The organism is Bradyrhizobium sp. CCGUVB4N, from assembly GCF_024199945.1.
Taxonomy (GTDB): Bacteria; Pseudomonadota; Alphaproteobacteria; order Rhizobiales; family Xanthobacteraceae; genus Bradyrhizobium.
Map to the genome: position 1 here is coordinate 1,734,820 of NZ_JANADP010000001.1, position 25,051 is coordinate 1,759,870.

A 25,051-nucleotide genomic window follows, 5' to 3' on the forward strand; every position below is an offset into this window, starting at 1 on the left:
TCACGCGATCGTCCTGGCGTTGGGGGCGGGACAGGTTGAGCTCGCCTAGCAGCCACCGGACCAAGCTGCGATTCTCGTTATAGACGAGCGGCCTGAACCGGGCTTGAGAAAACCGCGTGATGCGCAGAGCTAGTAGTGCCTTCCACCGCGCTTGCAATCGACAGCCACCACCTCGTCGGTAGCGCCGTCAGGGACCTCTTCCCTCCAGCGCACCGATCCGAACGGCCGCTCCAGCATACGCCGGATGCGAACCGGTTCGGGGCCGACATGGAACGCCAGCGCTTCACGATCCAGCGCGCGCTCCGCTTTTGTCCACCGGTTGCGCTGACGCAGGTAATCGAGCCACGTCGGGCAGTGATAGCGCTCAGTCCACAGCTTGGGATCGGCGATGTCACGCGCGATGGACCATCCATAGGCTCCATTGCGCTGGCGCGATAATTGTACCTCCTGCATCAGGTTATGGAAGGCGCGCGCATTCTCGAGCGCGACGCAATATTCGATCTCCACCACCAGCGGCCCGCTCCGATAAGTGAGCGGAAGCTGCACCTCGGGATCGGCGAGCACCTCGGCGTCCTCCCCAAGCGCGTTGATCCTCGGCATGCGCAGCCAAAGCCCGAGCAGCGGCGCTAGCAACATCATTGACGCGGAGACGAGCAGGGCGAGCTCGACTCCGGCGGCATCCGTAAGGCGACCCCAGCCCCATCCCCCTATGGCTATGCCGCCGGAGAATGCGGCCTGGTAGGCCGCAAGTGATCGGCCTGCGACCCAGCGCGGCGCCGAGAGTTGCACGCCGATATTGAACAACGTCATCGTCATCGTCCATACGGCGCCGGCGAGGACAAGTGCGCAAGCCGTCAAAAACGCCTCGCGGCTTAGGGCCACGGCCACGATTGCAGTGCCCAAAGAGAGCGTGCAGGCACGCACAGCGGCTTCGCCGCTCATGCGCTGGCGCACCTCTCCGACATAGAACGCACCGATGACGGCACCGAGACCAAAAGCGCCGAGCAAGATGCCGTAGGTCCGCGCATTACCATGCAAGAGATCGCGCGCGACCAGCGGCATGAGCGCCGAGATAGAACCGCCGATCACGCCGGTCACAAATGCGCGGGTCATGACGATCTTGATTGGCGGCGAATTGGTAATGTACCGCACGCCCGAGACTATGGCACGGCTCAACTGTTCTCGCGGCAGCCGAGACGGAGCCGCCACACGTCTCCAGAGGAACAGCGAGATCATTAGCGGCACATAGAGCAAAGCGTTAAGCGCATATGCTGCTACTGCGCCAGCTGTCGCAACGACGATACCACCAATGGCAGGCCCGAAGCTGCGCGCGATGTTGTAGCTAATGCCATTGAGCGCCACCGCCGCGGGCAACGCCTCGGCAGGCACCTGCTCGGCGACCGCGGACTGCCAAGCCGGGCCCATCAGTGCCATGCCGCTACCGACCGTGAAGCAAAGCAGCAGCAAGAGATTTGGCGTGGTCAGACCAACCCAGTCGAGCACGGTCAGCGCGATCGCGCCGCAAAAGGCGATTGAAAGCGCAATCAGGGTCACGATGCGGCGGTCATACATATCTGCAATCGCCCCGGCCGGGATCGCGATCAGCATAACCGGCAGCATCAAGGCGGTGAGCACCAGGGCGACCTTGTCGGCCGAAGACGTCATCTCGGTCATTGCCCAGGCGGCACCGACATACTGAATCAAGATACCGAGATTGGATAGGAGGCTCGCCAGCCAGATGCGCCGGAAAGTAGAATAGCGCAGGGGCGCAGTGATACCGTTGACGCGGAGGGGCTGGGATTTGGCCGGATCAGACATGCTGGTTTCTACCGCGCTGGCGACGAAGGGATTGTGGGTGAAATAGATGATGGCACCGAAAGGCGTGCCGCCAGTAACGCTGCGACAACCTGCCTGGATTGGGCACGTTGCCCAACGAGGCGCTCGTGCCTTCGCGCATGCATGGTCCGTCCTGTTGAAATACAGATAGTACTATGAGGCTGGGGCCGGGCGACGTGCTGGATCTACGCAGAGTACTCGCGTGTAGCTCCGACGTATCCTGCTCGTCGACACGAGCCGAATCTGTCGTCACTCGCATAACCGAGAAGCGGGACATTGAGTTCAGAACCGATCGGTGGCTATTTCGGCAGCGGATCCTCCGACGAGCCTTTTGAAAGCCGAAGTTCTTGTGCTTTCCATGGTCTCGTCAGCGTGGATGGTTCACGCAAGTGGTTGAGCAACTCGGGTGCAAGGTAATTGGAGGACCGTCCATATCTCTTGACCGCTCTTCGGTGCTGCCGTGGCAAAGTCGGTCGCGCGCTCGCATCCGATCAGCGGGGTCAGGGCCGTTACGAAGCCGTGCTTGCTTCCAGATGTTGACCGGCACCGCTCCACGTTGGCCGTTACCCCGGCAATGCACTTTTCTCGTAACGTTCGGGCGGCAATTGTCAGCAAAAAAATCGACTGCAGCACGCTGTAGGCGATCACAGGCTCCATGACATTAAGCTGGAGCTGCCCTGCTTCAGCGACCAAGGTAATGGTGAGATCCGCGCCGATGACTTGAAACGCGACTTGGTTCACGACTGCTGGAATAACAGGGTTCACCTTGCCCGGCATTATCGAAAAACTTGGCCGGAGGGCCGGCAAACTGATTTCGGCAAGGCCACCCCGAGGTCCGCATGAGAGCAGTCTCAGGTCATTCGAGATTTTGGAGAGCTTCGTCGCCGTGCGCTTCGACATCCAGGAGAATAAGACAAAGGCTCCCGTGTCCCAGCACGCCTCGATCAGGTTGCTGGCGGCAACGAATGGAAGCTGAGGAAGTCGAGATAGCTCTTCCACGCCGATACCGGCGTAATCCGGCTTTGTTTTGATTCCAGTCGAGATAGCTGTGCTGCCAGGAGTCACCTTGTGAAAGAGAGACACGGGTTCTTCTCGCCGGACGATGCCGTCCCGGATGGTTGTCGAAAAGGCAGTAAAGTCCTGGCCGAGGATTACGGGAATGGCATCCTGCAACTGCGCGCGGCCGAGCTTGACGACACCTGCGAATTCCGAGCCCTTTCGCTGCCGCTCATTGGCAAGCTGGCGGAGCTCACGATCTAAGGATTGATGCCTCAATAGCATCGCAAGTCGAATCGCAGTTGGATAGACGTCATTCGTTGACCGAGAAAGATTGACGTGGTCGTTTGGGTGAATGACGTCATAGCGGTCGCGCGGAAATCCCAAGTGCCCGAGCGCCCTGTTTGCGATGACTTCGTTGATGTTCATGTTGGTCGACGTTCCGGCGCCATCTTGAAAAACATCGATGGGAACTCGGCGTCTAAATCACCGGCAATGATGTCGTCGCGCGCGGCCGCAATTGCGGTGGTTTTGCTGGACGGAATGTCGCCAAGTCGCGCATTTGCCCGCATGGCCGCCTTCTTTACGACAGCCAATGCATGAATATCTTGCGGAAGATGGCTAATTTGAATCCCAGAGATCGAAGAATTCCTGATTGCCCCTACAGCCTGGGAGCCATAGTAAGCCTCGTTCGGGGCTTCCACTTCTCCTAAGCTATCGACCTTGCGGCGTGTCTTGCCCATTCTTGCTCTCTGCTGCGCGGTAGGTTGCGTTTGTGCAATTCACCAGAAGCACGCGCAAGCCTCCCTGCGTAGTGGAATTGCGCAGGTCCTCTTCCGTTGCACGCTTCGATATACTGAGGTGTGGAGAGTAGAGGAGGGTAGCGCGGGTTTCTCGCGTTCTAATCGAATAGGCGATGAAAAAGAGCGCAAGAGCGCTTATCGGCGTCGCGAGGCCTCAGTAAGCCTCATTCATCCGGAAGCTCTACAGGGATTGCAAAGCCCGCCTTTACGCGGTCCATAACGACCATTGTCTTGAACCCCTTGATGTCCGGGTTCTCATAGAAGAATCGCCGCGTGAACATCTCATAATCTTCCATCGTTCGCGCGGTAATGTAGAGGACGAAATCGGCGTCGCCAGTGACGTAGAATCCGTTGACGACCTCAGCTGACGATTTGATGGCCTTCTTGAACCTATCGATAATGTCAGCACGCTCCCGCTCTAGGCTCACCAGCACAAGCATTTGAATCGGTCTTCCCACCGCTTTCGCCGAAACTATCGAGACATCAGCCTCGATGATGCCATCTGAACGGAGCCTCTTCAGTCGTCGTTGACATGCCGTAGCAGAAAGCCCCGTCAGTTCACCGATTACCTCGGACGTTAAACGATTGTTTTTTTGCACGATCTCGAGGATGCGGGCGTCTATTCGGTCGTATTGCATGCTGGCTCCAGCTTGGGGTGAATTTCGCCGTGAAATGCCTGTACGATGCAGGAAATCATCCGAGCGTGGGAAAATGCGACGGAAATAGATTAGCAACATCAGTATTCTGAAGCAAAGACGATTTCAACAATGCCCGTGCGGGACCTCAAATGGCGTTTCAAGATATTCGACATAAAAGTCCTCGTCTGGTCGGTCTCGCCATAAGACACCTCCGAAATCTGGCCCGCCGCGATTTCGTGGCGGGGGCTGCGCTGATCGAGGGCCGCTGGGTTGAAACCGAGCAGTACGACGTTGTGGTCGACCCGGCTACTGGCGAAGAGATCGCGAGCGTTTCTCGCTGCGGCGTCGCGGAAATGAATCTGGCGATCGCGGCAGCCGAGCGTTCCTTCGCTGCTTGGCGCGAATTGTTGCCCGAGAGGCGAGGTGCGATCCTTAGGTCTTGGGCGTCGTTGATGCGCCGCGAATCGGAGGAGCTTGCCATTCTCGTGACGAGCGAGCAGGGCAAGCCGATCGCCGAGGCTCGTCACGAAATTGCGTACGGCGCTGGATTTCTCGAGTGGTTCGCTGCGGAGGGGGAGCGCGCATACGGAGAGACGATTCCAAGCCACAAGCCTGGAAGCCTGCTCCAGGTGCGAATGCAGCCGATTGGCGTAGCGGCGGCGATCACTCCATGGAATTTCCCTGTTGCCATGATTACACGGAAGGCGGGGGCGGCTCTTGCAGCCGGTTGTCCAATCATCGTGAAGCCTGCTCCCGAGACCCCGCTGTCTGCTCTCGCGGTGGCAAGGTTGGCGGCAGAAGCGGGCGTGCCTCCTGGCGTGCTGCAGGTGCTTGTTGGCAATCCCGTCGAGCTTTCTGCACCGCTGCTGCGCGATACAAGAATACGGGCTCTCTCGTTCACGGGTTCGACCCATGTGGGTCGACTGCTTCTGGAGGGGGCGGCCGAGACGGTCAAGAAGGTGTCGCTCGAACTCGGTGGGCATGCCCCCTTCGTTATCTTTGACGATGTCGATCTAGGTAAGGCCGTCAAGGGAGCGATGGCCGCAAAGTTTGCAACGTCGGGCCAGGATTGCCTGGCCGCCAACCGCCTCTACGTGCAAAGGAGCATCTATGGCGCCTTCGTGGAGGCGTTTGCTGCGGCAATGGCACAGCTCAAAGTCGGCCACGGCCTGGATCCTGAAACAACGATAGGTCCAATGACGAAGTCGTCCGTGGCCGACAAGTGCAGGATGCAGATTGACGATGCGCTGAGCAAGGGGGCGCGAAGTATTTCCGCGAATCAAGACCCAAGTCTTGGTCCGAATTTCGTCGTTCCAACGCTGCTTAGCGATGTCACCGAAGAGATGCTGATTGCACGTGAGGAAACATTTGGGCCGGTAGCTGCTGTGCTGCCGTTCGACTCTGAAGAAGAGGTCATCGCTCGAGCTAATGCGAACGAAATGGGGCTCGCCGGGTACGTCTACACGGACAGCCTGCGTCGAGCGCTCCGGCTTTCCGAGCAGATCGAGTGCGGGATGCTTGGCATCAATACGCCTTCATTCACAGGCCCTCCAATTCCGTTCGGCGGATGGAAGCAATCCGGGCTGGGTCGCGAGGGGTCACGACACGGCTTAGCGGAATACATGGAACTGAAATACGTCTGCTTCGGCGATTTGGCGGCTTAGGAGAATAGGTATGACTGATATCAAGACCATCGCTGAACGAGATCGCTCAAGTGTTCTGCATCCTTTTACCCAGCTCAAGGAGTTTGCGAGTGGAAAGATCGGTGACCCTACAATAGTGACTGGTGGGAAGGGCATCCGAATCGAAGACGCGCAGGGTCATAGTTACATCGACGGTTTTGCTGGCCTGTACTGCGTAAACATTGGATACGGCCGGACTGAAGTGGCTGAGGCCATCGCGCGGCAGGCGTACCAGCTCGCATACTACCACACTTATGCGGCCCATACGACGGAAGAGCTGGCGACCCTGTCCGATCGCCTGGTACGCATGGCTCCGGGTAAGCCAAGCAAGGTATTCTTTGGACTGTCCGGATCAGATGCCAACGAAACCCAGGCCAAGCTCGTTTGGTATTATAACAATCTGCGCGGCCAGCCGAAGAAGAAGAAGATCATTTCACGGGAGCGCGGCTACCACGGCTGCTCGGTAATTTCCGGTTCGATGACCGGTATGTCTTTCTACCATGATCACATGGACCTTCCCTTTCCCGGTATTTTGCACACTGGCGTACCTCACCACTACTGGGGCGCTGAGCCCGGCGAGACGGAAGAGTCTTTTTCTCGCCGGCGTGCAGCGGAGCTTGAAGCGCTGATCGTGCGGGAAGGGCCGGAAACGATCGGTGCCTTCATAGCCGAGCCGGTCCTGGGTACGGGGGGCATTACACCGCCGCCCGCTGGCTACTGGCGTGAAATTCAGGCCGTGCTCAGGCGCTATGATGTTCTCCTGATCGCGGACGAGGTGATTTGTGGGTTCGGTCGGACCGGCGCCGACTTCGGCAGCACGCTATACGGTATCGAGCCCGACTTGGTGACAGTCGCGAAAGGCCTGACGTCCGGCTACGTACCGCTCTCGGCAGCGATCGTTGGCGAGAGGGTTTACGAGGTTATGGAGGAAGCGGCGGATCGCGTCGGTGCGTTTTCTCACGGTTATACCTATTCCGGCCATCCCATTGCGGCGGCGGCCGCCAACGCAGTGCTTGATATTGTCGAGAAGGAACAACTAGCTGACCGCGCGAGGATCGTTGGCGCTCATTTTCTCAAGCGACTGAACGAACGATTTGCCCAGCTGGAAATCGTCGGAGAAGTGCGAGGTGTGGGCTTGCTTGGGGCCGTCGAATTCGTTGCGGACCGCCAGGCGAAGCGGCGATTTGATCCGCAGCTCAAGGTTGGCGCCCGCATCTCGAAGGCTGCTCGTGATCGGGGTCTTATTGCGCGAGCAATGCCGCACGGAGACATTCTCGGTTTTGCTCCGCCTCTCGTTGCGTCGGAAGCTGAAATTGATGAGATCGTGGACCTGGCGTATCGAGCGACGAGGCAAGTAATGGACGAGCTGGCGAATGAACCCACGTCCTCCTGACGGTTGATGCGCCTCTGCGGCTGGTTTGCTGCCTATGGCAAGCCTTTCGCCATGGCAGTTGGTCGAGGCAGAGAAGAGACTTCGTGACCAGGTCCCTTGTAGGGGTACATCTCGAACCACTGGATAGCCATTCCACGTTATCTGGACTATTCGGCGCGAAGCGAGAACCGTCCAAATCGAATGCAACACGATGAGTACAGCGTCGAGGCGGGTGAATATGGAGATTGAGAGTGAATTCCGCGCCAAAGGTGTGCCCCGGAAGGGGAGCTGGCGGTGACGAGAAACCGATACTGGACATTGGCGGACGGGGCCGTGCCGAGTTGGCCGCAAGAGGACACGTTCCTGCTGAAGGAGGACGAAGTCCCCACGCCCGGTGCGGGGCAGGCGCTGACGCGGACCATCTATGTGTCCCTCGATCCCTACCAATGGTACTACAAGCGCGAGCGTACCGAGCCGGCCGGGGCGCCTTGCCATGCTCGTACCGTCTCTCAAGTGATCGAGAGCCGGATGGACGGCTTCGCGGCCGGCGACTTCGTGTTCAACACCAACGGCTGGACCGAGTACGCACTAATGGGCGAGGGAGCCTGGCGGCCGTCCTACATGGTCCCGCGCAAGCTTGATCCGTCGCTGGGGCGCATCTCGCAGGCCGTGGGCGTGCTCGGCATGTTGGGACTAACCGCCTATGCTGGCATGGACCTGATGGCCGCGCCCAAGGCGGGCGAGACGGTGTTGGTCTCGGCGGCGTCCGGCGGGGTCGGCCAGATTGCCGGGCAGCTCGCCAAGCAGCGCAATTTGCGAGTGGTTGGGATCGCCGGGCGCGACGCAAAATGCCAGTTCGTGACCGAGGAGCTTGGTTTCGACGCGTGCGTCTCCCACCTTTCGCCCACCCTGCCGGCCGATCTCGCAGCCGCCTGCCCGGCCGGCGTCGACGTCTATTTCGAGAACGTGGGCGGCAAGGTATTCGAGGCGGTGCTGCCGCTGTTCAACCAGGGCGCCCGGATGACCATCTGCGGCCTCATCGCCCATTATGGCGATGAAGACGGGGGCGTCGACCGCCGCGCGGCGCTGATGAAGCTGGGAGAGCCGATCTTCAAGGCGCGGAATATAGCCGTGAAGGACCTCTGGGTGGGCGACTTCGCCGCGGATTTCTTCGACGAGATGCTGGCCCATGTCGCACCCCTGGTGGCCACGGGGAAGATCAAGTACCGCGAGGACATCCGTCAGGGCCTGGAGACCATCCCAGCCGCTTTCGCCGAGATGCTGCGTGGCGACAATTTCGGCAAGTTGCTGGTACAGGTCAGCCCAGATCCGACGCTGGGACAGGGGTAAGAAGAGACTTTGCAAGAACGGCGCAGGCTGTGGGCATTGCTCTAAACCAGGGAGGACGCAGGGCGCCGATATGGCCCTCCGCCGCTGACCAGAATGCCCATTCAGCGCAATCAGCAAGTAACGGACTGCGAAAACGTCAGGCTCAGGCAAAACAGTCGCAATACGGGGAATAAGCAATGGCCGGTGAAAAACCAGCATTTACGATTGTCCTCAACCATCCAGCCGCCGAAAGCTTTGCGCAACTTATTGGGGAGCGTTTCCCGCAAGTTCGAGCGATTGTGGCGCCGGATCCGGACCGCCTCGAGCGGTCCATAGAGGAAGCGGACGCGCTACTCGCGTTTCGCTTTCCAGTTGAGGTATTCGATCGGGCGAAGAAACTGCGATGGTTCCAGTGCACTGGTGCCGGTGTCGATTCCTTGTTTTCAATCCGCGACAGGGTGGGGCATATCACCGTCACCAACGCGCGCGGCATTCATGGCGACGTCATCGCGGATTTTGTGATGGCCGGCGTGACGATGCTGCATTGGGATTTCCGCAGGTTTCTGCGCGAGCAGACAGAGCGGAAATGGAATCCACGCTATGTAGCTCCATTGGCCGACAGGACGCTCGGCGTCGTCGGCCTGGGCTCCATCGGTGCGACCATCGCCTTGCGCGCAAAGAGTGCGGGGATGACTGTTATCGGTTCCAAGCGGGACGTTTCCGTCTCCGTCGAAGGTGTCGACCGGCTGTTCGCCTCCGATGCGCTCCACGATCTGCTACCGCTGTGCGATTTTGTAGTGCTGGCCGTGCCGGCGACGCCTGATACGGTGGGTCTCATCGGTGCAGCTGAGATCGCGTGCATGCGACCGCACGCGTTTCTTGTCAATATCGCGCGGGGTAACGTGGTCGTCGAGGCCGAACTGATCAAGGCCCTTCAAACCCGTGCCATCGCCGGTGCGATGCTGGACGTGTTTGAGCGAGAACCGCTGCCTCAGGACAGTCCTCTCTGGGACATGCCAAACGTGATTGCCACACCGCATGTGGCGGGAAGTCCCTCAAACTATACGGAGCGCGTATTCTCAATCTTCGCAGAGAACATCGAGCGGTTCCTGAAGGGGCAGGCGCTGAAGAACGTAGTAGATCTGCGACGGGGCTACTGACGCGGCGTGGCGAGACGGAAATGAGCTGGCCAGCCTGTCGCAATAGCTTCTCGATATCCTTACAGATCTCGATGGCTTGAGGGGCTGGACGGCCTTCAAGAAGGAGCAATGTCGGAATTCCGCAATGGAACGGAAAATTGACGAAATGCTTCGCGATTTTGCGTCACTCTCATCGAAGCGTAACATGTCTCATGGCCGGCAACCAATTTTCGCGACGCCGGAATCTAGGTGAACTAACAATCAGGGTCTTTGGAGAAGGTACAACCGTGCTCGGAATTGGAAGCAAGCTGCCATCGTTCGAAGTCGTCGGCGTGAAGCCCGGATTTTCAGGTCCAGGAAGAAAAAGGACAGAGAGCGTTCGAAACGCTGACGGAGACGAGCTTCCCGGGCAAGTGGAAGATTATCTTCTTCTATCCGAAGGACTTCACCTTCGTTTGTCCGACCGAAATCGCCGAATTCGCGCGCTTGTCGAAAGACTTTGAAGACCGTGACGCCGTGGTGCTCGGCGGGTCGACCGACAATGAGTTCTGCAAGCTGGCATGGAGGCGCGACCACAAGGATCTGCACAAGCTGCCGATCTGGCAGTTTGCCGACACCAAGGGTAGCCTTGTAGACGGTCTTGGTGTGCGTTCGCCGGACGGCGTTGCTTATCGCTACACCTATATCGTTGATCCCGAGAACACGATCCAGCACGTCTACGCAACCAACCTCAATGTCGGTCGCACGCCGAAGGACACGCTGCGAGTGCTCGATGCGCTGCAGACCGACGAGCTCTGCGCGTGCAACCGCGAGGTCGGCGGCGCCACGTTGAAGGTGGCGTGACGCGCCGATGTCGATTGACGAACTCAAAGGTTTGATTCCGGACTTCGCCAAGGATGTGAGGCTCAACCTCTCGTCCATGGTGTCCGACGAATCGCTTGCCGAGCAGGCCCGATACGGTCTGTTCCTCGTCTGCGCCATCGCCACCCGCAATCCGCACGTGATGTCGGCGTTCGAGGTGCTCGCAGCCGAAAAGCTGACGCCAGCGGCGATCGCGGCAGCCAAGGCGGCGGCATCCGTGATGGCGATGAACAACATCTACTATCGCTTCGTGCACCTTGTCTCGAACAAGGAGTACGGAACGATGCCGGCGCGACTGCGCATGAACGTGATCGGCAATCCCGGTGTGGACAAGGCCGACTTCGAATTGTGGTCACTTGCTGTTTCCGCGATCAACGGCTGCGGCGCTTGCATCGATGCGCATGAGAAGGTGCTACAGGACGCGGGCGTTGCGGCAAGCACAATGCAAACTGCGGTACGCTTTGCCGCAATCATCCAATCGGTGGCGGTGGCGATTGAGGCCGACAGCGTAGCAGTCCCGGTGGCAGCGGAGTAGCTCGGCCGGACTTCCAAATTCGCTCGACAGTGGATACCACGAAGTGGTCCGGAGCGAGCATTCGAACCGGAGTAGAAAGAATGAACGGTGCGGAAAGCCTGGTCAGGACATTGGTTGCCGGCGGCGTCGACGTCTGCTTCACCAATCCTGGCACTTCCGAGATGCACTTTGTCGCGGCGCTGGATCGCGTTCCGGGCATGCGCTGCGTGCTCGGGCTGTTCGAAGGCGTGGTAACGGGAGCAGCCGACGGCTATTTCCGCATGAAGGGAACACCGGCCTCGACGCTTCTGCATCTTGGTCCTGGGCTCGCCAACGGTCTTGCCAACCTGCACAACGCCAAGAAAGCGCATTCTGGCATCGTCAATATCGTCGGCCAGCATGCTGGCTACCACATTGGCTACAACGCGCCCCTGACCTCCGACATCGAAGGCCTGGCCCGGCCGATGTCGGAGTGGGTACGGACCTCGCCCGACGCCCGGTCGGTCGCTGCCGACGGCGCGGCTGCGATTGCGGCTGCCAAGAGCCCACCGCCGCAGATCGCAACGCTGATCCTGCCCGCCGATACCGCCTGGAACGAGGCCGACGGGATCGCCGAGGGGCCGCTAGAGACGCAGCGCCCGTCCTACTCGCCACAGGCGGTCGAGATCGCCGCCAAAATTTTGCGTGGCGATCCCGAACACACGCTGCTCTTGATCAGCGGCTGCGCACTGAGCGAGCGGGGCCTGGCGCTGGCTGAGCGGATCGCCGGCAAGACCGGCTGCACAGTGGTAGGCCCGACCTTCCCTCCCCGGATGGCGCGGGGCCGCGGCCGTTTCTCGATCGAGCGCATTCGTTACGTCGTCGACCAGGCGCTGCCGATGCTTCAGAAATTCCGTCACATCGTGCTGGTCGAAGCCGATGATCCGGTGGCGTTCTTCGCTTATCCCAACAAGCCGAGTCTGTTGAAGCCCGAGGGCTGCGAGGTGCATCGCATGACCGCTTGGGGGGAGAACTCGGTCGCAGCGCTCGAAGCGCTTGGCAACGCGCTGCATGCGACCGAAAAAGACGTCGAGCCGCAGCAGCGGCAGGAACTGATCAAGCCGACCGGCGCGCTCAACCATGCAAACATGGCGCAGGCGATTGCCTGCGCCATCCCGGAGAACGCGATCGTGGTCGATGAATCCATCACCACCGGCCGCGGCTTCTTCCCGCCGACGACGTCGGCCGCTCCCCACGACTGGCTGCAGAACATGGGCGGCTCGATCGGCTTCTCGACGCCGGTCGCCATCGGTGCGGCGGTCGCGTGCCCGGATCGCAAGGTATTCTGCATGGTCGGCGACGGCAGCGCGATGTACACGATCCAGTCGCTGTGGACGCAGGCGCGCGAAAATCTCAATGTCGTGACCATCGTCTTTGCCAATCGCGCCTATCAGATCCTGCGCGGCGAGTTCGACGGCGTCGGCGCCGGCGAGCCGGGCCAGCGCGCGATCGACATGCTCAAGATTGATCGCCCGACGCTCGATTTCGTGGCGCTGGCGCGCGGCATGGGCGTGCCCGGCCGCGCTGTGATGACAGCTGACGAGTTCAACAAGGCGCTGGAGGAAGCGGCTCGTGAGCCGGGCCCGCGCTTAATCGAGGTGCAGATTTAACGGCCTTTCTTTTCGGCCGATCGACATCGAGAGGCGCATGATTTAAGTGGTTCGTGTTGCCGGGGAAAGCCGGCGGCGTAGAGTGAGCCATAGTGATCGGCGGGCACCGTGCGCCGAGCAATAGGCGAAGATGATGGCAGAGCTTTTAGCCACCGGCTTCTTCTGATACGGGCTCCGAGCGGCAGGCCTGGCCGAGGCCGTAATGACCGCTGCGGCTTCTTCAGCATTTACAGAGAAAACGAAATGCGATTACAGGAGGCGACCGGAGTCGAGACCGCTGAATTCACACGCGGACGAACGCGCGCCTGTCGAGTGGCTCCCAATATCTGCGTTAAAGCCGCGGAGATTGCTGAATTTCTGCGCATCATGCCCGTAACTTACAGGGGTTTGCATTGTCACCCCCATTAGAACACGGCGACGAGTCGATTTGACGACTCAATGCGCGCATCGATTGGTCGCGGAGTTAAGCAACATGCACGATTTTCTCAATCATAGGGAGCTTCGAGAGCTCGCGAAGCGTCGCCTCCCCCACGGTCTCTTCGAATATATCGACCGGGGCACCGAAGATGAAAGCGCGCTTAGGCGCAACCGGAATGCCTTGGACGCGGTGCGGATCAAGCCGCGGGTGCTGACGGGCGGCCGCGCTCGCACACAGGCTATTTCGCTCTTCGGCGAAACTTACGAGACGCCGATGATCGTGGCTCCAACCGCTTTTGCTGGCCTGGTGTGGTATCGAGGAGAGATCGAGCTGGCCAAAGCCGCCGGCGCGAACGGAATGCCGTTCTGTGCCTCGACGGATGCGATCACCGCCGTGGAGGAGATTGCGGCGGCGAGTGCGGGACCTGTCTGGTTGCAGCTCTATCTGTGGGACAAGGAGGAGTTCACGCGAGACTTTCTCAAGCGGGCATGGGACAGCGGCGTGCGGACTTTGGTTGTGACATGCGACAATGCCGTCGCTTCCAACCGGGAATACAACACTCGCAACGGCTTCGGCATGCCCTTCAGATTTTCCCCGCGCAACGTGTGCGATGTGGCCCTTCATCCGCGCTGGGCAGCCGGCGTCTTTGCGCGCTACCTAGCTACTGGCCGCGTCCCGGCGTTCGCGAACCATCCGGCCGAGTATCGCAGCAGCATATTCAAGAGTAAGGGCCTGGGCTACCACCTTGATTTTGGCTGGGAAGATATTCGTCGCTTGCGCGATCTATGGAAAGGCAACCTCGTGCTGAAGGGACTTCTCCGCGTGGATGACGCAATCTTAGCGGCGAAATGCGGCGCTGACGGCATTGTCGTCTCCAATCATGGCGGACGCAACTTGGACAGCGCAGTGGCGCCGATCGAGGTGCTAGCCGAAATTGCCGACGCGGTTGGCGAGCAGATTGTCGTAATTGCTGATAGCGGAGTCCGGCGAGGCAGCGACATCTTAAAGCTCCTTGCAGCCGGGGCTAAGGCCGTGATGCTTGGCCGAATTCTGCTGTACGGCACTGCCGTCGGCGGAATGTCTGGTGCGAGTCAAACGATTAGGATCTTGCAGCGTGAACTTGAAGGCGCCATGGGCATGAGCGGTTGCAGGGATTTGCGCCAGGTGGATCGGAGCCTGATTGAGATGCCTGGCCACGGATTCGGGTTGTGAGGATGCTGTCGGTGCCGCCCGAGGAGACCGCGACATGACCGAAACGGGCCTAGGGCGGGGGAAAGGCATCCACGATGGGGCCGTTGGCAATTATGATCGTCCAGGTCGAAAAGGGGAAAATCAGCGAGTTCGACGCGTGTCGGTCTACAAGGAAGGCGTCGGTGACCATTCATCGGAGCGTATGGCCAAGCATGAAATGCAAGAGTATGGAGAGCGTCCGCAGCGCCACAAGGGCCGGCGTGGTCGTCGCGGTTCGACGTGCTCGAAATGATCGCCAGGGTCGTATTTGCACGGATGTTCGCAGCCTGTGAGGCGCTGCCCGCTGCAATGCTCGGGCGCGAATCGCACGACCGGACTGTTTAATCCTAGTAACACAGGCCGCAATCCCCATCAGCATGCGTCGATCTAGGCGCGGTAGGCGGGCTGCCGAATCCAAGGGATCGACCGCGTTATGAATATGAGGATCAACGGTCGAAATCCCCAGTCTGCTCGAGGAGAGACGAACAGGCAGCAATTTAACTTAGCAGAATGCGTGTCAGCTTCTGTTTGAGGTTTCACCGTGTTTCCGCGGTAGACCAGATGGGCGTGTCGATAACTGCATGAAAAGAAAGGAAGACAGGATGCCCCCCGTCAAACATTGTCTCTCTTTCCCCGCACGCTCGTGCTCGGCAATCTCGTGCAACGCTTCGTCGGCTTGCAAGAGCATCCGCCAATAGCTGTTCGACCTGCTTCAGTCCTACATCAAGGTGCCGAAGAAGACCGTGCGCTGGAGCTGGAAAGCGAGTGACGTTGCGATCTGGGACAATCGCGCGACCGAGGCGCTACGCGGTTCACGAATATGCGGATCGACGTCTCGTGGTGCGCCGCGCCGCCATCGGTGCCGTGCCGCTCAGCGTCGATGGACCGCGCGGCGTGATTTGCGTCAAGAAGTCGAAGCCTCAGGCGGCCAAGGCCGCCTAATTTAGACCGACAGGCATCGATGCAATGATACGAAGCTTTCCTGCGCTAAGCCTCGCCGCACGCAGGGCTGCGGGATTTAGATTCGTCGGCGCGTCGACGTTTGGTCATCCTCCGCCCGAGAAGGCCAGATCTTCCGTCGAGGCTCAGTGTGCAGTTGACCTTTTCCCGGGCTCCTTGAAGATAGCTATCCTTTGCAACGTTGAAGCTCAGAGGTCGGAAGCGTCTTGAAGAGCCGTAGGCGCCAGGCTGTGATGTTCGCTAGTCCTCCCATCCCGCGCTACAGCGGCCTTCCCTGCAGTGGAAAGTGCCAGCTCTGTCCACAACGTCGAATCCACTCGCTCGGCTCTCCGATGCTTGGGAAAACATTTGCGTTCCTGCTGGCTTGCGCAGATTTCCGTCCATGCAACCGCCTCCGTTAGCGAATTTCGGCGCTCGAGGTGGATAGTATTAATGCCAAGAGATCGAGTTGGCCGAATACCGACTAGGACGTTGATATATTCGATGCGGCTCCTGATCCTCTTCGAACGGGCTAAACCATCCGGCGAATCCTCAGCGGATGGCAACGATGCGCACCACGGAGCGATCCGTGGCGGGGGACCTTTGGATGCCGTACTATTCTTTTGATCTCGTGATTGGTGAGGAGTACAAAAACCAGGGTGGCCTCATCCTCGAGAATATCGAGGTTGCCGCCGATCGAGCGGACCAGCTTGCCACCGAGCTGTCTATTGTACATCCGGAACTCAAGGCCAGGGGCTGCGCCATTCGGGTCACCAGCGCTGAGAATGCGGAGGTCTATCGTACGCCACTCGACCCGGTTCCGTCATGGATGGGGCGTGGGCACTAAGGTCGGCGCGGCCGCGATACAAGTACTACACGGCTTGCTGCGTCCACTGTTTCCAGACCATCCATCAGTCGAAGTAACATGGCGCATAGTCACCGCGCGAAACAAGCAAGTAGTACTTAGTCCCGCGAACATCAATAGCGCCAAAGCCTGGCGCCGCGCGCTAAACGCCTCTGCGTTCAAGTCGCGTTGGATCCTATCAAATCCGTCAGCAACTTCTGTCGATTGCGAAAAAGGGCCGCGCGAATGTCTCGCGCGGCCGAGTCAGGGAGGAAACGCCCAAAGGGCAAGAAGCGCAAGATGGGTAGATTGATCACTCACGAAAGCTTGTGAGGACATGACTGCCGCGTGATGCTTCAGTCCTCTCTAACCCGAGCACAAACAATCGAATAACCGTTTTCTTGAGCCGCTTAGCAGCTATTTCGCGCATGCATCGCATGTTTTCTGCAAGAATAATAAACTGTCGCAGGATGCAGTTGAGTAGATTGCTGAGCTTCAACTAACTCACATTGTCGCTGAGCAGCAGCGCTTCCTTACAAAGCGCAGGTTCAGAGTTTCGAAATCAATCCAATTTGCTTGACCGACCCTCCAACGAAGCAAATCAACTCCCGCTTAGCTTAATACAAGAGACGTCGACGCAGGATCACCTGTACCGCGCTACGGGCATAAGCTCATTCAAGGGGTAGCCGAAACGATCCTCCCACAGTCCGCGTGTCCGCAGATCGGATGTCGAAGCGCGAGAGCGTAAGTAAAAAGTCTTCGTATCCCGATAGGTGCAGAATTTCGGCGTTACCCGTCGTTCATTAGCAAATTTCGACCTGGGGGCCTCGGTAACATTCGCGCAAGAGAAGAAGATAAGCGAGCCTCGGGCCCTTCAACCGATCAATTAGTGACCACCGCGCGTGAGGCCGCCGGCGAGCAAGCATCCCTAGTCCGTTAGCTAGGCATGCGCATCCGGAGAACCGCAAGAGGACACGCGATCCATGCTCAACAATAAAGTAAAACAAATCTGGAGTTCGGGCAAAGCGGTGGTGAACGCCTGGCTTGCGACACCGTCCGGCTTCACCGCCGAAGTTATCGCGCAATGCGGCTTCGACAGCGTCACGATCGACCTGCAACACGGCGTACAGGACTATCTATCAATGGTTCAGTGCTTCCAGGCCATGGGTGGGCACCCGGTCACGCCGATGGTCCGCGTGCCTTGGAACGAGCCGGGCATCATTGGCAAGGCGCTGGACGGTGGTGCCTACGGCGTTATCTGCCCGATGGTCAACACGCCCCAAGAGGCGAAGAATCTTGTTTCTTATTCCAAATATCCGCCAGTGGGCAGCCGCTCGAACGGGCCGATCCGGGCCGGCATCTACGGCAACCCGGGCACCTATCAGAAAACTGCAAACGAGGAGATCGTGCTGCTGCCGATGATCGAGACCAAGACCGCGGTCGAAAACATGGAGGCGATCCTCGATGTCCAGGGCATCGATGGCGTGTATGTTGGCCCATCTGATCTCGGATTCTCCCACGGGCTTGAACCGAAGCTCGATCACACGGAGCCTGAGATCCTCAGGATCTACGAAAAGATCGTGACGGAGTGCGCCAAGCGCAACATCCATCCCGGCATTCACTGCAGCGGCGCCGAGGGCGCACTGCGCGCGATCAGCATGGGCTTCAAGCTCGTGACGCTGTCCAACGAAGTCGGACTGATGTCGACCTATGCGAAGATGCAGGTCATGCAGACCCGCAAAGATTCGGGCGGAAGAGCGTAACTTCCTCCGCCTTTGGGGAGAGGGGCATCTCTAATTGTACTCGATGTTCGCTACCAAACTAAGTTGCCTGTCACGCGGATGGTTTGGCAGGGCGGCGCAATCCGTATTGAAGAAGACGCAAGCCGGCGCGGCACCGCGCGGATCGCGCTTTCTGCTTCGCCGAGATGCGCGCGAGAATTGGGAAATTGAAGCGTATCGGCAGCGACCCAGTGAAGGCCGCAGCCCTTACCGCACACACCGACAGGTGATGGTATCGAGTGCTGAGGCCCGCGAGTCTGTAGTCAAGAATGTGCTGGGAACGTGCTGGGAATGATTCGCTCTCCGTGCGGGGGGCTCTCGCCACTGGCCCAAGCTGCGCGTAACTGGTGGAACCGGCGGGCGGCCTTACAAAGTCCGTTGTTCTGGCTTTTGACATCCGGAAACAACGCGCTTCACGCCTTACAAGTTGGCATGCTCCGCAACCTTGTGGATTAATCGCGCGACAGCGTTGTCCCAAGCGGGGCGAGGGACGACATTTTTCCTTCGCTTTGCACCATGACGTTTTCTTCTGCTGCTCCAGTATCTAGCGCCATCACAATCATCCTTCACGACCCCAGTAATAATCCCCTCCATGTCATCGAGGCAGCATTTGCATTCCGACAATCTGCCAACCACCCGGTGTCGCGCAGGGTTTGCTGCGCCATCGCAAGTGCGAAGTGCAGGCTCCAATAGAGCTCGACCTCGCGGTGCTCGGACAGCGCGCGCTTCATGGCGTCAATGAGATACCGCGGGCCTTTTCTTCCGCGCACGCAATTCGCGCAAGCGTTCGCGGCTTAGGTGCAAGCTCTGGCCAACGAACAGGTGTGCAATCAGATTGTGAAGTGGACCCCGGATTTTGGACCTGCGGCTTAGGTGGTGCGGATGCCGTTCCGTTTTGATAAACGGAGCGGACCATGAAGAAGACGAGACGGACAATCGATGCGGCGCTGAAGGCAAAGATCGCCTTGGAGGCGCTGCGAGAACAATCAACGGTGACGGATCTGGCGCAGCGCTACCAGGTGCATGTGAACCAGATTTATGCCTTGAAGAAACAGCTTCAGGATCAAGCGGTTCGGGCGTTCGACGCGGGCGCTGGTCGGGATGGCGAGGCGGCCCACGAACTGGAGGTCGAGAAGCTCCACGCCAAGATCGGACAATTGACGGTCGAGCGGGATTTCTTAGCCAGGAGGTCCGGAAGATGAGCGCGCCGGATCGCCGAGGATTGCTTCAGCGCGATCATGCGGGTCTATCGATCCGCCGGCAATGCCAACTGCTGAGCGTTGCGCGATCGAGCGTGTATCGGCCGCCGCGGCCGGCCAAGGACAACGACCTTGAGCTGATGCGGCGGATCGACGAGCTGTTCACGGCCTGGCCGTTCTTGGGCTCGCGGCGGATGACGGCGATGCTCAATAGCGAAGGCTGTCGCATCAATCGCAAGCGCGTGCAGCGGTTGATGCGCAAGATGGGCATCGCGGCGCTGGGACCAAAGCCCAGAACCACAAAGCCGGCGCCGGGACACAAGATCTTCCCGTATCTCCTGCGCCATATGGTGATCGACCGACCGAATCAAGTGTGGGCGGCCGATATCACCTATCTGCCGATCGGCCAGGGCTTTCTGTATCTGGTGGCGATCATCGATTGGGCGAGCCGTGCGGTGCTGGCCTGGCGGCTGTCGAACACGATGGACACATCGTTCTGCGTGTCTGCGCTCGAAGAGGCCTTGGCGCGCTTCGGCCGGCCGGAGATCTTCAATACCGACCAGGGCAGCCAGTTCACCAGCGCCGCCTTCACCGGCACGCTGGCCGCCACCGGCGTCAGGATCTCGATGGACGGTCGTGGGCGCTGGATGGACAACGTGTTCATCGAGCGGCTGTGGCGCTCGCTCAAATACGAGGACATCTTTCAATTGTCCTTGGAGCCAAAGTATACCTTACCGCGGCGAGATTCACGTTGGCCTCCGTCACGATGTCGCGCAGCGAAACGTCGCGAAAGCCGCGATCGGCATAAAGTAGCTCGGCTGCAGCAAGAATGGCGGAGCGGGTCTGGTCGCTCGACACGCATTATCAATTTCGTTTGGTCAGCGGCTTTGCAACTTCAGATCACTGGAGAACTGCACTCTATAACGTCAGCGGTTGGCATTTTCGATTCTTGAGTACACTTAGCTGACGACCGGGCTAGCTGCCGATGCCCTGATTTTACAGCGTCCCTGGAAAGGCCCCACCGTCAAGCAGGATATTTTGCCCGGTTATAAAGCCGGCGTTCGCTCCGCATAGGAATGCGCAGAATAAGCCAAGCTCCGCAGGGTCGCCGACCCGGCCCGCAGGAATGCTCCTCCCGTGCTCGGCGACCAATTCATCGACGGAGATCCCCCGCTTCTCGGCTTCAGCTAGGACCTCCGATTCGCGCAGCCGATCCGTATCAAAGATCCCAGGCAATAGGCCGTTTATGGTGACATTGTTGAGCACCGTTCTGCGTGCAGCACCCGCAACGAAGCCGGTGAGCCCGGTCCGTGCTCCATTAGAGAGATCCCGCGATGTTGGCGCTTTCACAGCAGAAGACGTGATGTTGACGATCCGACCGAATTTGCGATTCATCATGCCGTCGACAGTCGCTTTGATCATTTCGATCGGTGTGAGCATGTTGGCGTCCAGCGCCTTGATCCAGTCGTCGCGGGTCCATTGGCGGAAATCTCCGGCCGGCGGTCCGTTTGCATTGTTGATGAGGATGTCGGGCTCGGGACATGCCTTCAGTACCGCGTCACGGCCTGCCGGTGTCGTGATGTCGCCGACGACCTCTATCACAGTAACGCTGGGATTGGTTTTCCGGATTTCGTTCGCCGTTTGGGCCAGCGCTTCCGCGCCGCGCGCCGTAATCGTGACATCCACGCCCTCGTTGGCAAGTGCAATGGCGCAGGCACGCCCTAATCCCTTGGACGATGCACAAACGATAGCGCGCCGGCCCCTGATCCCAAGATCCATTAATTCGCCCCTTTTTGAAAGTTTAGCTTTGCGCAAACCCTAGCGGCCCTGGTGGCAGAAGCTCCCTGATATTGGGATTGTCTCGCCGAAATTCTGCTTCGAAGCGAAAGATGCGCAGCTTTTTCATTGATGCCAGGATTCCGACTCTCGCCTTCTCCGAACAGCCTCGACAGTACGTTCACTAGCATGCAGCGGCTGTTCCAGGTCCCCAGCGAGGTGAACAACGAGTTTCAACCCACGCAACCTGTCTCCTTTGGAGCTGGACTTGTCTTTCAGGATCGCAATAGCTGCCGGCAAGCCCTGGACGATACACGTGCCCTGGTTGTTCATATCTTTGCAATCTAGTGCGGCTTCGTATGTTGAACGTTCGAAGTCGATATCGACCAAATGCCATCGATAGTTGGTCTTTCTCTCCGACGTGAATTTGTAGTCATCTCTCGAGATGGCGGCGAGAGAGGTGTCCCGGATCAGCTCCTTAGGCTTGCCTTGTGCGGCCGTGCTCAAGTGCCGCTGGGCCAGTTCGGCAATGACGGGATGCCGTACCGGTCTATAAATCGAATACTGTGGAGCCTCCATGACCTCCTTTTCTGACATCGCTCGGCCCGAGTTGAAGGGAAACGTTTCGACCATACCCGCGAACGCCTATACGGGGTGGATCGTCTTGCTCTTGCCGAAGGCAACGGCGGGTCTTTGGCAAATATGGAGCCGGCTTTCAAAATCATGGCCGCAGCAAAGGATAACATTATCGCAACACCTCCTAGTCTTACTGCGTCACAAACGGTGATCTGTGGAATGGGCGAACTTGATTGCACAGCAAGGACATCTCGACAACGTTCGGACCAGCCCTTGTTCGAGTCGCCGTCGCATCGTCGTGATCGAATTCGGAATGTGACGTTGGGTCCGTAGCGGCAGAACCGCGGGGTCTGTAATCTGCGGGAATACGAGCGAGCGGGATCGGCCGGGCGCGCCGAGCGCCTGAGGGGGGAATCGTCTCCCGCTCGGAGATCAGGAATCCGAAGGCTGCAATGCACATGGTTGCGTGATGATGGAAGCCGCGCCAGCCGCGTCCCTCGAAGTGGCCAAGCCCGACCTCCTGCTTGAGATCCTGATAGTCGCGTTCGATGCGCCAGCGCAATTTAGCCGTCTCTACGAGAGTCCGGAATGCCACATCCTCCGGCAATGTCGAGAGCCAGTATTTGGTAGGCTGGTCCTCGCCTTTCGGCCATTCAATCAGCAACCATTCCTCCAACCGCTGGGTGGTTTGCCAATAATCACGGTGCGCGGCCCGGACCCGCACGCGGGCAAAGCGCGAGCTCAGCTTTTCGTTCGTTCCTTGCCGCCACGTGATGGTGCGCCAAGCTTTGGCCGGCAGGCCGATCGCGAGCGCTTTAACGGCGGCCGGTTGATGCTGACGGTTGCGGCGCATCAGTTTCGGGGGACGACCGCGGCCCGACCATGGCTTCGGCGGCAAGGGACCGGTGCCGGGCGCCCATACCGTTGTGCTCGACAGAAGACCCGCCACATAGGTCAATCCCAGCGCCGTGATCTCCGTGCGCAGATCGCTGTTGTTGCCATAGCCCGCGTCCATCAGCACGACACCGCGCGGAAGGTCGCTCGCACAGGCCCACCGCAACTGCTCCAGCGTGATCTCAGGCTTGGTCCGGAAGCCGACTTCGGCAGGAATGCCCACCTTGCGCCGCCGATCGCAATCCTCAGTCCATTCCTTCGGAAGATAAAGGCGATAGGCGACAGGCAGGCTGGCGTGGTGGTTGGCAATCGACAGTGACACCGCCACCTGGCAATTATCCTGCTTGCCGAGCTGCCCGCAATATTGCCGTGCAACTCCAACCGAGTGTCGCCCCTGCTTGGGAAATCCGGTGTCATCGATGATCCAAGCTTCGATCGGGCCCTGGCGTTCAATCGCCGGCAGGACCATCTCGCGTACCTTGCCCAGCACCTTCTCATCCGACCAGGCGCCGCTGCCGACGAAATGCAGCAGCGATTGATGCTGGGCGGCCGTCCGTTCCGGAGCCGTCACCGCCGCCATCGGCTCCACGCTCTTGCGACCGCCACAGGCCATCAGGCCGACGCAATAGTCGCGCAGTGGCGCCTTCCGATCCGCATGACCGATGACGCTGGCAAGCCCTTCCAAATACGCCGCAAATCGCATTTCGCTGGTCTTGGTGCCACGCCCGTTCATGTCGGCCTCGTCGGTTGATGGTCGATGCCTCAACCATCGCTGATTCTGGCCGGCCAAAGCCTGCGGTTTTGTGACTCAGTCCGACTAGTACCCCCTTTTCTTAGAAGGTGAGTCGTGATTCAAGATCGGGATGATACCCGAAGCAAGAGAAGTCCACCTTTCGCGGAAAGACCGCGAGGTGCTTGAGGCGTGTTGTCGCTCGCCGGTGACGTTGCAGCGCGATTTGAAGCGGGCGCGGATAGTTCTGCTGGCTGCGGACGGGCGCAGCACCCGCTCGATCGCCAAAGAAGTCGGAGTGCAGCCGCGGATTGTCAGCCTTTGGCGGCACCGCGATGCCGATCATGGCCTTGAAGGGCTGCAAGACAGGCCGCGGCCCGGCAAGCAGCCGATCTATACGAAAGCCACCGACAAGCGGATTCTGAAACTGCTGGACAAGCCGGCCCCGCAAGGCTTTGCGCGCTGGACCGGCCCTCTGCTGGCCGAGGCGCTGGGCGATGTTGACGTCCAATATGTCTGGCGGTTCCTGCGCAGCAACAAGATTGACCTCGTGGCTCGCAAGTCCTGGTGCGAGAGCAACGACCCGAACTTTGCGGCCAAGGCCGCCGATGTCGTTGGCCTCTATGTCGCCCCGCCCGCGAAGGCCATTGTACTCTGCGTGGACGAGAAGCCCTCGATCCAGGCCTTGGAGCGAGCGCAGGGTTATCTGAAACTGCCGAACGGCAGATCCCTGACAGGTCAAAGCCACGACTACAAGCGGCACGGCACGACCACGCTATTTGCAGCGCTGGAAGTCGCCACCGGGAAGATCCTTGCGACGCATTCGAAACGACGTCGCCGGGTCGAGTTTCTCGACTTCATGGATCGCGTGACCGCAGCATTTCCGAACCGCCAGCTTCACGTCATTCTCGACAATCTCAGCACCCACAAGAAGAACGAGGAATGGCTCGAGGCGCATCCCAACGTGAAATTTCATTTCACGCCCACGAGCGCGTCCTGGCTCAATCAGGTCGAGGTGTGGTTCTCGATCTTGCAGGGGCAGTCGCTTAGCGGCACCTCCTTCACAAGCCTCAAGCAGCTCCAGGATCACATCGATGCCTACGTCAACGCCTACAACGGAAAAGCCGAGCCCTTCGTCTGGACAAAGAAAAAGGTCCGTCAACGCCGTTTCAAAGGCCGCCGTATCACTCAGCTCTGATTCCGGATACTAGCACTACCTTGGCAGATTTTTAGCGGCGCGGGATTCCCAAATCAGTTTTTCTGTGACTCATGGGAGGTCGGCTCATGGAGGGCCGATCAATGGACGTAAACTGGCAGGCTGATCTCGATCGCTGGCTTGCGCCGTTTGTCGCGGCGCTACGGCACAAGACTAGAGCGCGGATGTGTCCAGCCTATATCGCCGGGCTGATTGGTCCAGGAGACCGCAAGAGCATTCAGCCGATGGCGACGCGCGCTCGCGAAGTCGGCTACGATCAGCTGCATCATTTCGTCACCGCCGGAGTTTGGGACAGTGCCTCGCTTGAAGCCGTTTTGCTGAAGAAGGCAGATGGCCTGGTTGGTGATGAGGCGGGGTTTCTTGTCATCGATGACACGGCGTTGCCCAAGAAGGGATCTCACTCGGTTGGCGTGGCACCCCAATATGCCTCGTCGCTCGGAAAGACGGCCAACTCTGATGTTCGTTGTCCAGGGTTATCGGCATGAGGGTGCGACCTCCGTTTGTGCCGGAGTTGTCAATTGGATGATTGTTACGCAGCGCAGGAGGCAGAGCCGCTGAGACGACGGTTTGTAGACTCTGATACGCGGGTTGGATACCGCATTTCCGTTTGTTCGTCCGGGGCTGTCTCG

Annotated in this window: 20 protein-coding genes and 4 pseudogenes; 15 read left to right on the plus strand and 9 right to left on the minus strand. The window is 59.3% G+C overall.

The features are described from left to right. Positions 1–129: 129 nt before the first annotated feature. From NLM31_RS07830 to NLM31_RS07845, 4 genes are all read right to left on the minus strand, one after another. The gene (locus NLM31_RS07830; protein WP_254191941.1) at positions 130–1,818 is read right to left on the minus strand and encodes an MFS transporter; all 1,689 of its coding nucleotides are present in this window, start codon (positions 1,816–1,818) and stop codon (positions 130–132) included. Positions 1,819–2,217: 399 nt separating this feature from the next. Next, entirely contained in the window at positions 2,218–3,261 is a 1,044-nt protein-coding gene (locus NLM31_RS07835) for a lyase family protein (protein ID WP_254191942.1), read from the minus strand. Next, a complete protein-coding gene (locus NLM31_RS07840; RefSeq protein ID WP_254191943.1) occupies positions 3,258–3,575 on the minus strand; it encodes a hypothetical protein in 318 nt (105 codons plus the stop codon). Before NLM31_RS07840 ends, NLM31_RS07835 begins: the two co-directional genes overlap by 4 nt. A gap of 224 nt (positions 3,576–3,799) precedes the next feature. Continuing rightward, the gene (locus NLM31_RS07845) at positions 3,800–4,273 is read right to left on the minus strand and encodes an Lrp/AsnC family transcriptional regulator (protein WP_254191944.1); all 474 of its coding nucleotides are present in this window, start codon (positions 4,271–4,273) and stop codon (positions 3,800–3,802) included. 185 nt (positions 4,274–4,458) lie between these two features. Here NLM31_RS07845 and NLM31_RS07850 point away from each other — a divergent pair, with 185 nt between their 5' ends. The 11 genes and pseudogenes from NLM31_RS07850 to NLM31_RS07900 all read left to right on the plus strand — a co-directional run bounded on the left by NLM31_RS07850 (position 4,459) and on the right by NLM31_RS07900 (position 18,013). Then, positions 4,459–5,937, plus strand: coding sequence for an NAD-dependent succinate-semialdehyde dehydrogenase (locus NLM31_RS07850; protein ID WP_375167540.1), 1,479 nt, complete (start codon positions 4,459–4,461; stop codon positions 5,935–5,937). A gap of 10 nt (positions 5,938–5,947) precedes the next feature. Beyond that, positions 5,948–7,348, plus strand: a complete 1,401-nt coding sequence (locus NLM31_RS07855) for an aminotransferase (RefSeq protein WP_254191946.1) — start codon at positions 5,948–5,950, stop codon at positions 7,346–7,348. Positions 7,349–7,621: 273 nt separating this feature from the next. Then, positions 7,622–8,677, plus strand: a complete 1,056-nt coding sequence (locus NLM31_RS07860) for a zinc-binding dehydrogenase (RefSeq protein ID WP_254191947.1) — start codon at positions 7,622–7,624, stop codon at positions 8,675–8,677. Between the two features lie 176 nt (positions 8,678–8,853). Next, positions 8,854–9,816, plus strand: coding sequence for a D-2-hydroxyacid dehydrogenase (locus tag NLM31_RS07865; protein ID WP_254191948.1), 963 nt, complete (start codon positions 8,854–8,856; stop codon positions 9,814–9,816). A 266-nt stretch (positions 9,817–10,082) separates the two neighbouring features. Next, positions 10,083–10,638, plus strand: a pseudogene (locus tag NLM31_RS07870) (peroxiredoxin). 7 nt (positions 10,639–10,645) lie between these two features. Next, positions 10,646–11,191, plus strand: coding sequence for a carboxymuconolactone decarboxylase family protein (locus NLM31_RS07875; RefSeq protein WP_254191949.1), 546 nt, complete (start codon positions 10,646–10,648; stop codon positions 11,189–11,191). An 80-nt stretch (positions 11,192–11,271) separates the two neighbouring features. Beyond that, positions 11,272–12,819 (plus strand): acetolactate synthase large subunit, encoded by a 1,548-nt coding sequence (locus NLM31_RS07880; protein ID WP_254191950.1) that lies wholly within the window; start codon positions 11,272–11,274, stop codon positions 12,817–12,819. 472 nt (positions 12,820–13,291) lie between these two features. Then, positions 13,292–14,449, plus strand: coding sequence for an alpha-hydroxy acid oxidase (locus tag NLM31_RS07885; protein ID WP_254191951.1), 1,158 nt, complete (start codon positions 13,292–13,294; stop codon positions 14,447–14,449). 783 nt (positions 14,450–15,232) lie between these two features. Next, positions 15,233–15,409: a hypothetical protein gene (locus NLM31_RS43185; protein WP_309143677.1), complete on the plus strand. Its 177-nt coding sequence runs from the start codon at positions 15,233–15,235 to the stop codon at positions 15,407–15,409. A 604-nt stretch (positions 15,410–16,013) separates the two neighbouring features. Beyond that, positions 16,014–16,253 carry a hypothetical protein gene (locus NLM31_RS07895; protein ID WP_309143724.1) on the plus strand — a complete coding sequence of 80 codons (240 nt, stop codon included), beginning with the start codon at positions 16,014–16,016 and terminating at the stop codon, positions 16,251–16,253. Between the two features lie 980 nt (positions 16,254–17,233). Then, complete coding sequence (locus NLM31_RS07900) at positions 17,234–18,013, plus strand: HpcH/HpaI aldolase/citrate lyase family protein (protein ID WP_254191953.1); 780 nt, start codon at positions 17,234–17,236, stop codon at positions 18,011–18,013. Between the two features lie 584 nt (positions 18,014–18,597). On the opposite strand, the gene NLM31_RS43345 is transcribed toward NLM31_RS07900, so the two are convergent. After that, positions 18,598–18,801, minus strand: a complete 204-nt coding sequence (locus tag NLM31_RS43345) for a hypothetical protein (RefSeq protein WP_375167471.1) — start codon at positions 18,799–18,801, stop codon at positions 18,598–18,600. A gap of 144 nt (positions 18,802–18,945) precedes the next feature. Here NLM31_RS43345 and NLM31_RS07905 point away from each other — a divergent pair, with 144 nt between their 5' ends. Then, positions 18,946–19,233, plus strand: a complete 288-nt coding sequence (locus NLM31_RS07905; protein WP_254191954.1) for a transposase — start codon at positions 18,946–18,948, stop codon at positions 19,231–19,233. Next, a pseudogene (locus NLM31_RS07910) lies at positions 19,230–19,871 on the plus strand (IS3 family transposase); the annotation flags it as partial. The gene NLM31_RS07905 and the pseudogene NLM31_RS07910, both read left to right, overlap by 4 nt. Before the next feature lie 68 nt (positions 19,872–19,939). Here NLM31_RS07910 and NLM31_RS07915 read toward each other — a convergent pair. The 4 genes and pseudogenes from NLM31_RS07915 to NLM31_RS07930 form a co-directional block, all read right to left on the minus strand. Then, positions 19,940–20,088, minus strand: a pseudogene (locus NLM31_RS07915) (TetR/AcrR family transcriptional regulator); the annotation flags it as partial. Between the two features lie 138 nt (positions 20,089–20,226). Then, positions 20,227–21,009 (minus strand): SDR family oxidoreductase, encoded by a 783-nt coding sequence (locus NLM31_RS07920; RefSeq protein WP_254191955.1) that lies wholly within the window; start codon positions 21,007–21,009, stop codon positions 20,227–20,229. Positions 21,010–21,132: 123 nt separating this feature from the next. Continuing rightward, a complete protein-coding gene (locus NLM31_RS07925; RefSeq protein WP_254191956.1) occupies positions 21,133–21,639 on the minus strand; it encodes a S1/P1 nuclease in 507 nt (168 codons plus the stop codon). A gap of 133 nt (positions 21,640–21,772) precedes the next feature. Beyond that, a complete protein-coding gene (locus tag NLM31_RS07930; protein ID WP_254191957.1) occupies positions 21,773–23,209 on the minus strand; it encodes an IS701 family transposase in 1,437 nt (478 codons plus the stop codon). Between the two features lie 130 nt (positions 23,210–23,339). On the opposite strand from NLM31_RS07930, the gene NLM31_RS07935 reads away from it, so the two are divergent. Next, a complete protein-coding gene (locus tag NLM31_RS07935; RefSeq protein WP_254191958.1) occupies positions 23,340–24,404 on the plus strand; it encodes an IS630 family transposase in 1,065 nt (354 codons plus the stop codon). Positions 24,405–24,475: 71 nt separating this feature from the next. Next, positions 24,476–24,874, plus strand: a pseudogene (locus tag NLM31_RS07940) (transposase); the annotation flags it as partial. Positions 24,875–25,051: the final 177 nt, after the last annotated feature.

What these genes read in the sequence shown, in the direction of transcription:
- NLM31_RS07835 (WP_254191942.1), bottom strand. Translation starts at nt 3,261, where the DNA reads ATGAACATCAACGAAGTCATCGCAAACAGGGCGCTCGGGCACTTGGGA.
- NLM31_RS07905 (WP_254191954.1), top strand. Translation starts at nt 18,946, where the DNA reads ATGAAGAAGACGAGACGGACAATCGATGCGGCGCTGAAGGCAAAGATC.
- NLM31_RS07885 (WP_254191951.1), top strand. Translation starts at nt 13,292, where the DNA reads ATGCACGATTTTCTCAATCATAGGGAGCTTCGAGAGCTCGCGAAGCGT.
- NLM31_RS07925 (WP_254191956.1), bottom strand. Translation starts at nt 21,639, where the DNA reads ATGGTCGAAACGTTTCCCTTCAACTCGGGCCGAGCGATGTCAGAAAAG.
- NLM31_RS07930 (WP_254191957.1), bottom strand. Translation starts at nt 23,209, where the DNA reads ATGAACGGGCGTGGCACCAAGACCAGCGAAATGCGATTTGCGGCGTAT.
- NLM31_RS07935 (WP_254191958.1), top strand. Translation starts at nt 23,340, where the DNA reads ATGATACCCGAAGCAAGAGAAGTCCACCTTTCGCGGAAAGACCGCGAG.
- NLM31_RS07840 (WP_254191943.1), bottom strand. Translation starts at nt 3,575, where the DNA reads ATGGGCAAGACACGCCGCAAGGTCGATAGCTTAGGAGAAGTGGAAGCC.
- NLM31_RS07845 (WP_254191944.1), bottom strand. Translation starts at nt 4,273, where the DNA reads ATGCAATACGACCGAATAGACGCCCGCATCCTCGAGATCGTGCAAAAA.
- NLM31_RS07855 (WP_254191946.1), top strand. Translation starts at nt 5,948, where the DNA reads ATGACTGATATCAAGACCATCGCTGAACGAGATCGCTCAAGTGTTCTG.
- NLM31_RS07895 (WP_309143724.1), top strand. Translation starts at nt 16,014, where the DNA reads ATGCCGTACTATTCTTTTGATCTCGTGATTGGTGAGGAGTACAAAAAC.
- NLM31_RS07865 (WP_254191948.1), top strand. Translation starts at nt 8,854, where the DNA reads ATGGCCGGTGAAAAACCAGCATTTACGATTGTCCTCAACCATCCAGCC.
- NLM31_RS07920 (WP_254191955.1), bottom strand. Translation starts at nt 21,009, where the DNA reads ATGGATCTTGGGATCAGGGGCCGGCGCGCTATCGTTTGTGCATCGTCC.
- NLM31_RS07900 (WP_254191953.1), top strand. Translation starts at nt 17,234, where the DNA reads ATGCTCAACAATAAAGTAAAACAAATCTGGAGTTCGGGCAAAGCGGTG.
- NLM31_RS07830 (WP_254191941.1), bottom strand. Translation starts at nt 1,818, where the DNA reads ATGTCTGATCCGGCCAAATCCCAGCCCCTCCGCGTCAACGGTATCACT.
- NLM31_RS07880 (WP_254191950.1), top strand. Translation starts at nt 11,272, where the DNA reads ATGAACGGTGCGGAAAGCCTGGTCAGGACATTGGTTGCCGGCGGCGTC.
- NLM31_RS07875 (WP_254191949.1), top strand. Translation starts at nt 10,646, where the DNA reads ATGTCGATTGACGAACTCAAAGGTTTGATTCCGGACTTCGCCAAGGAT.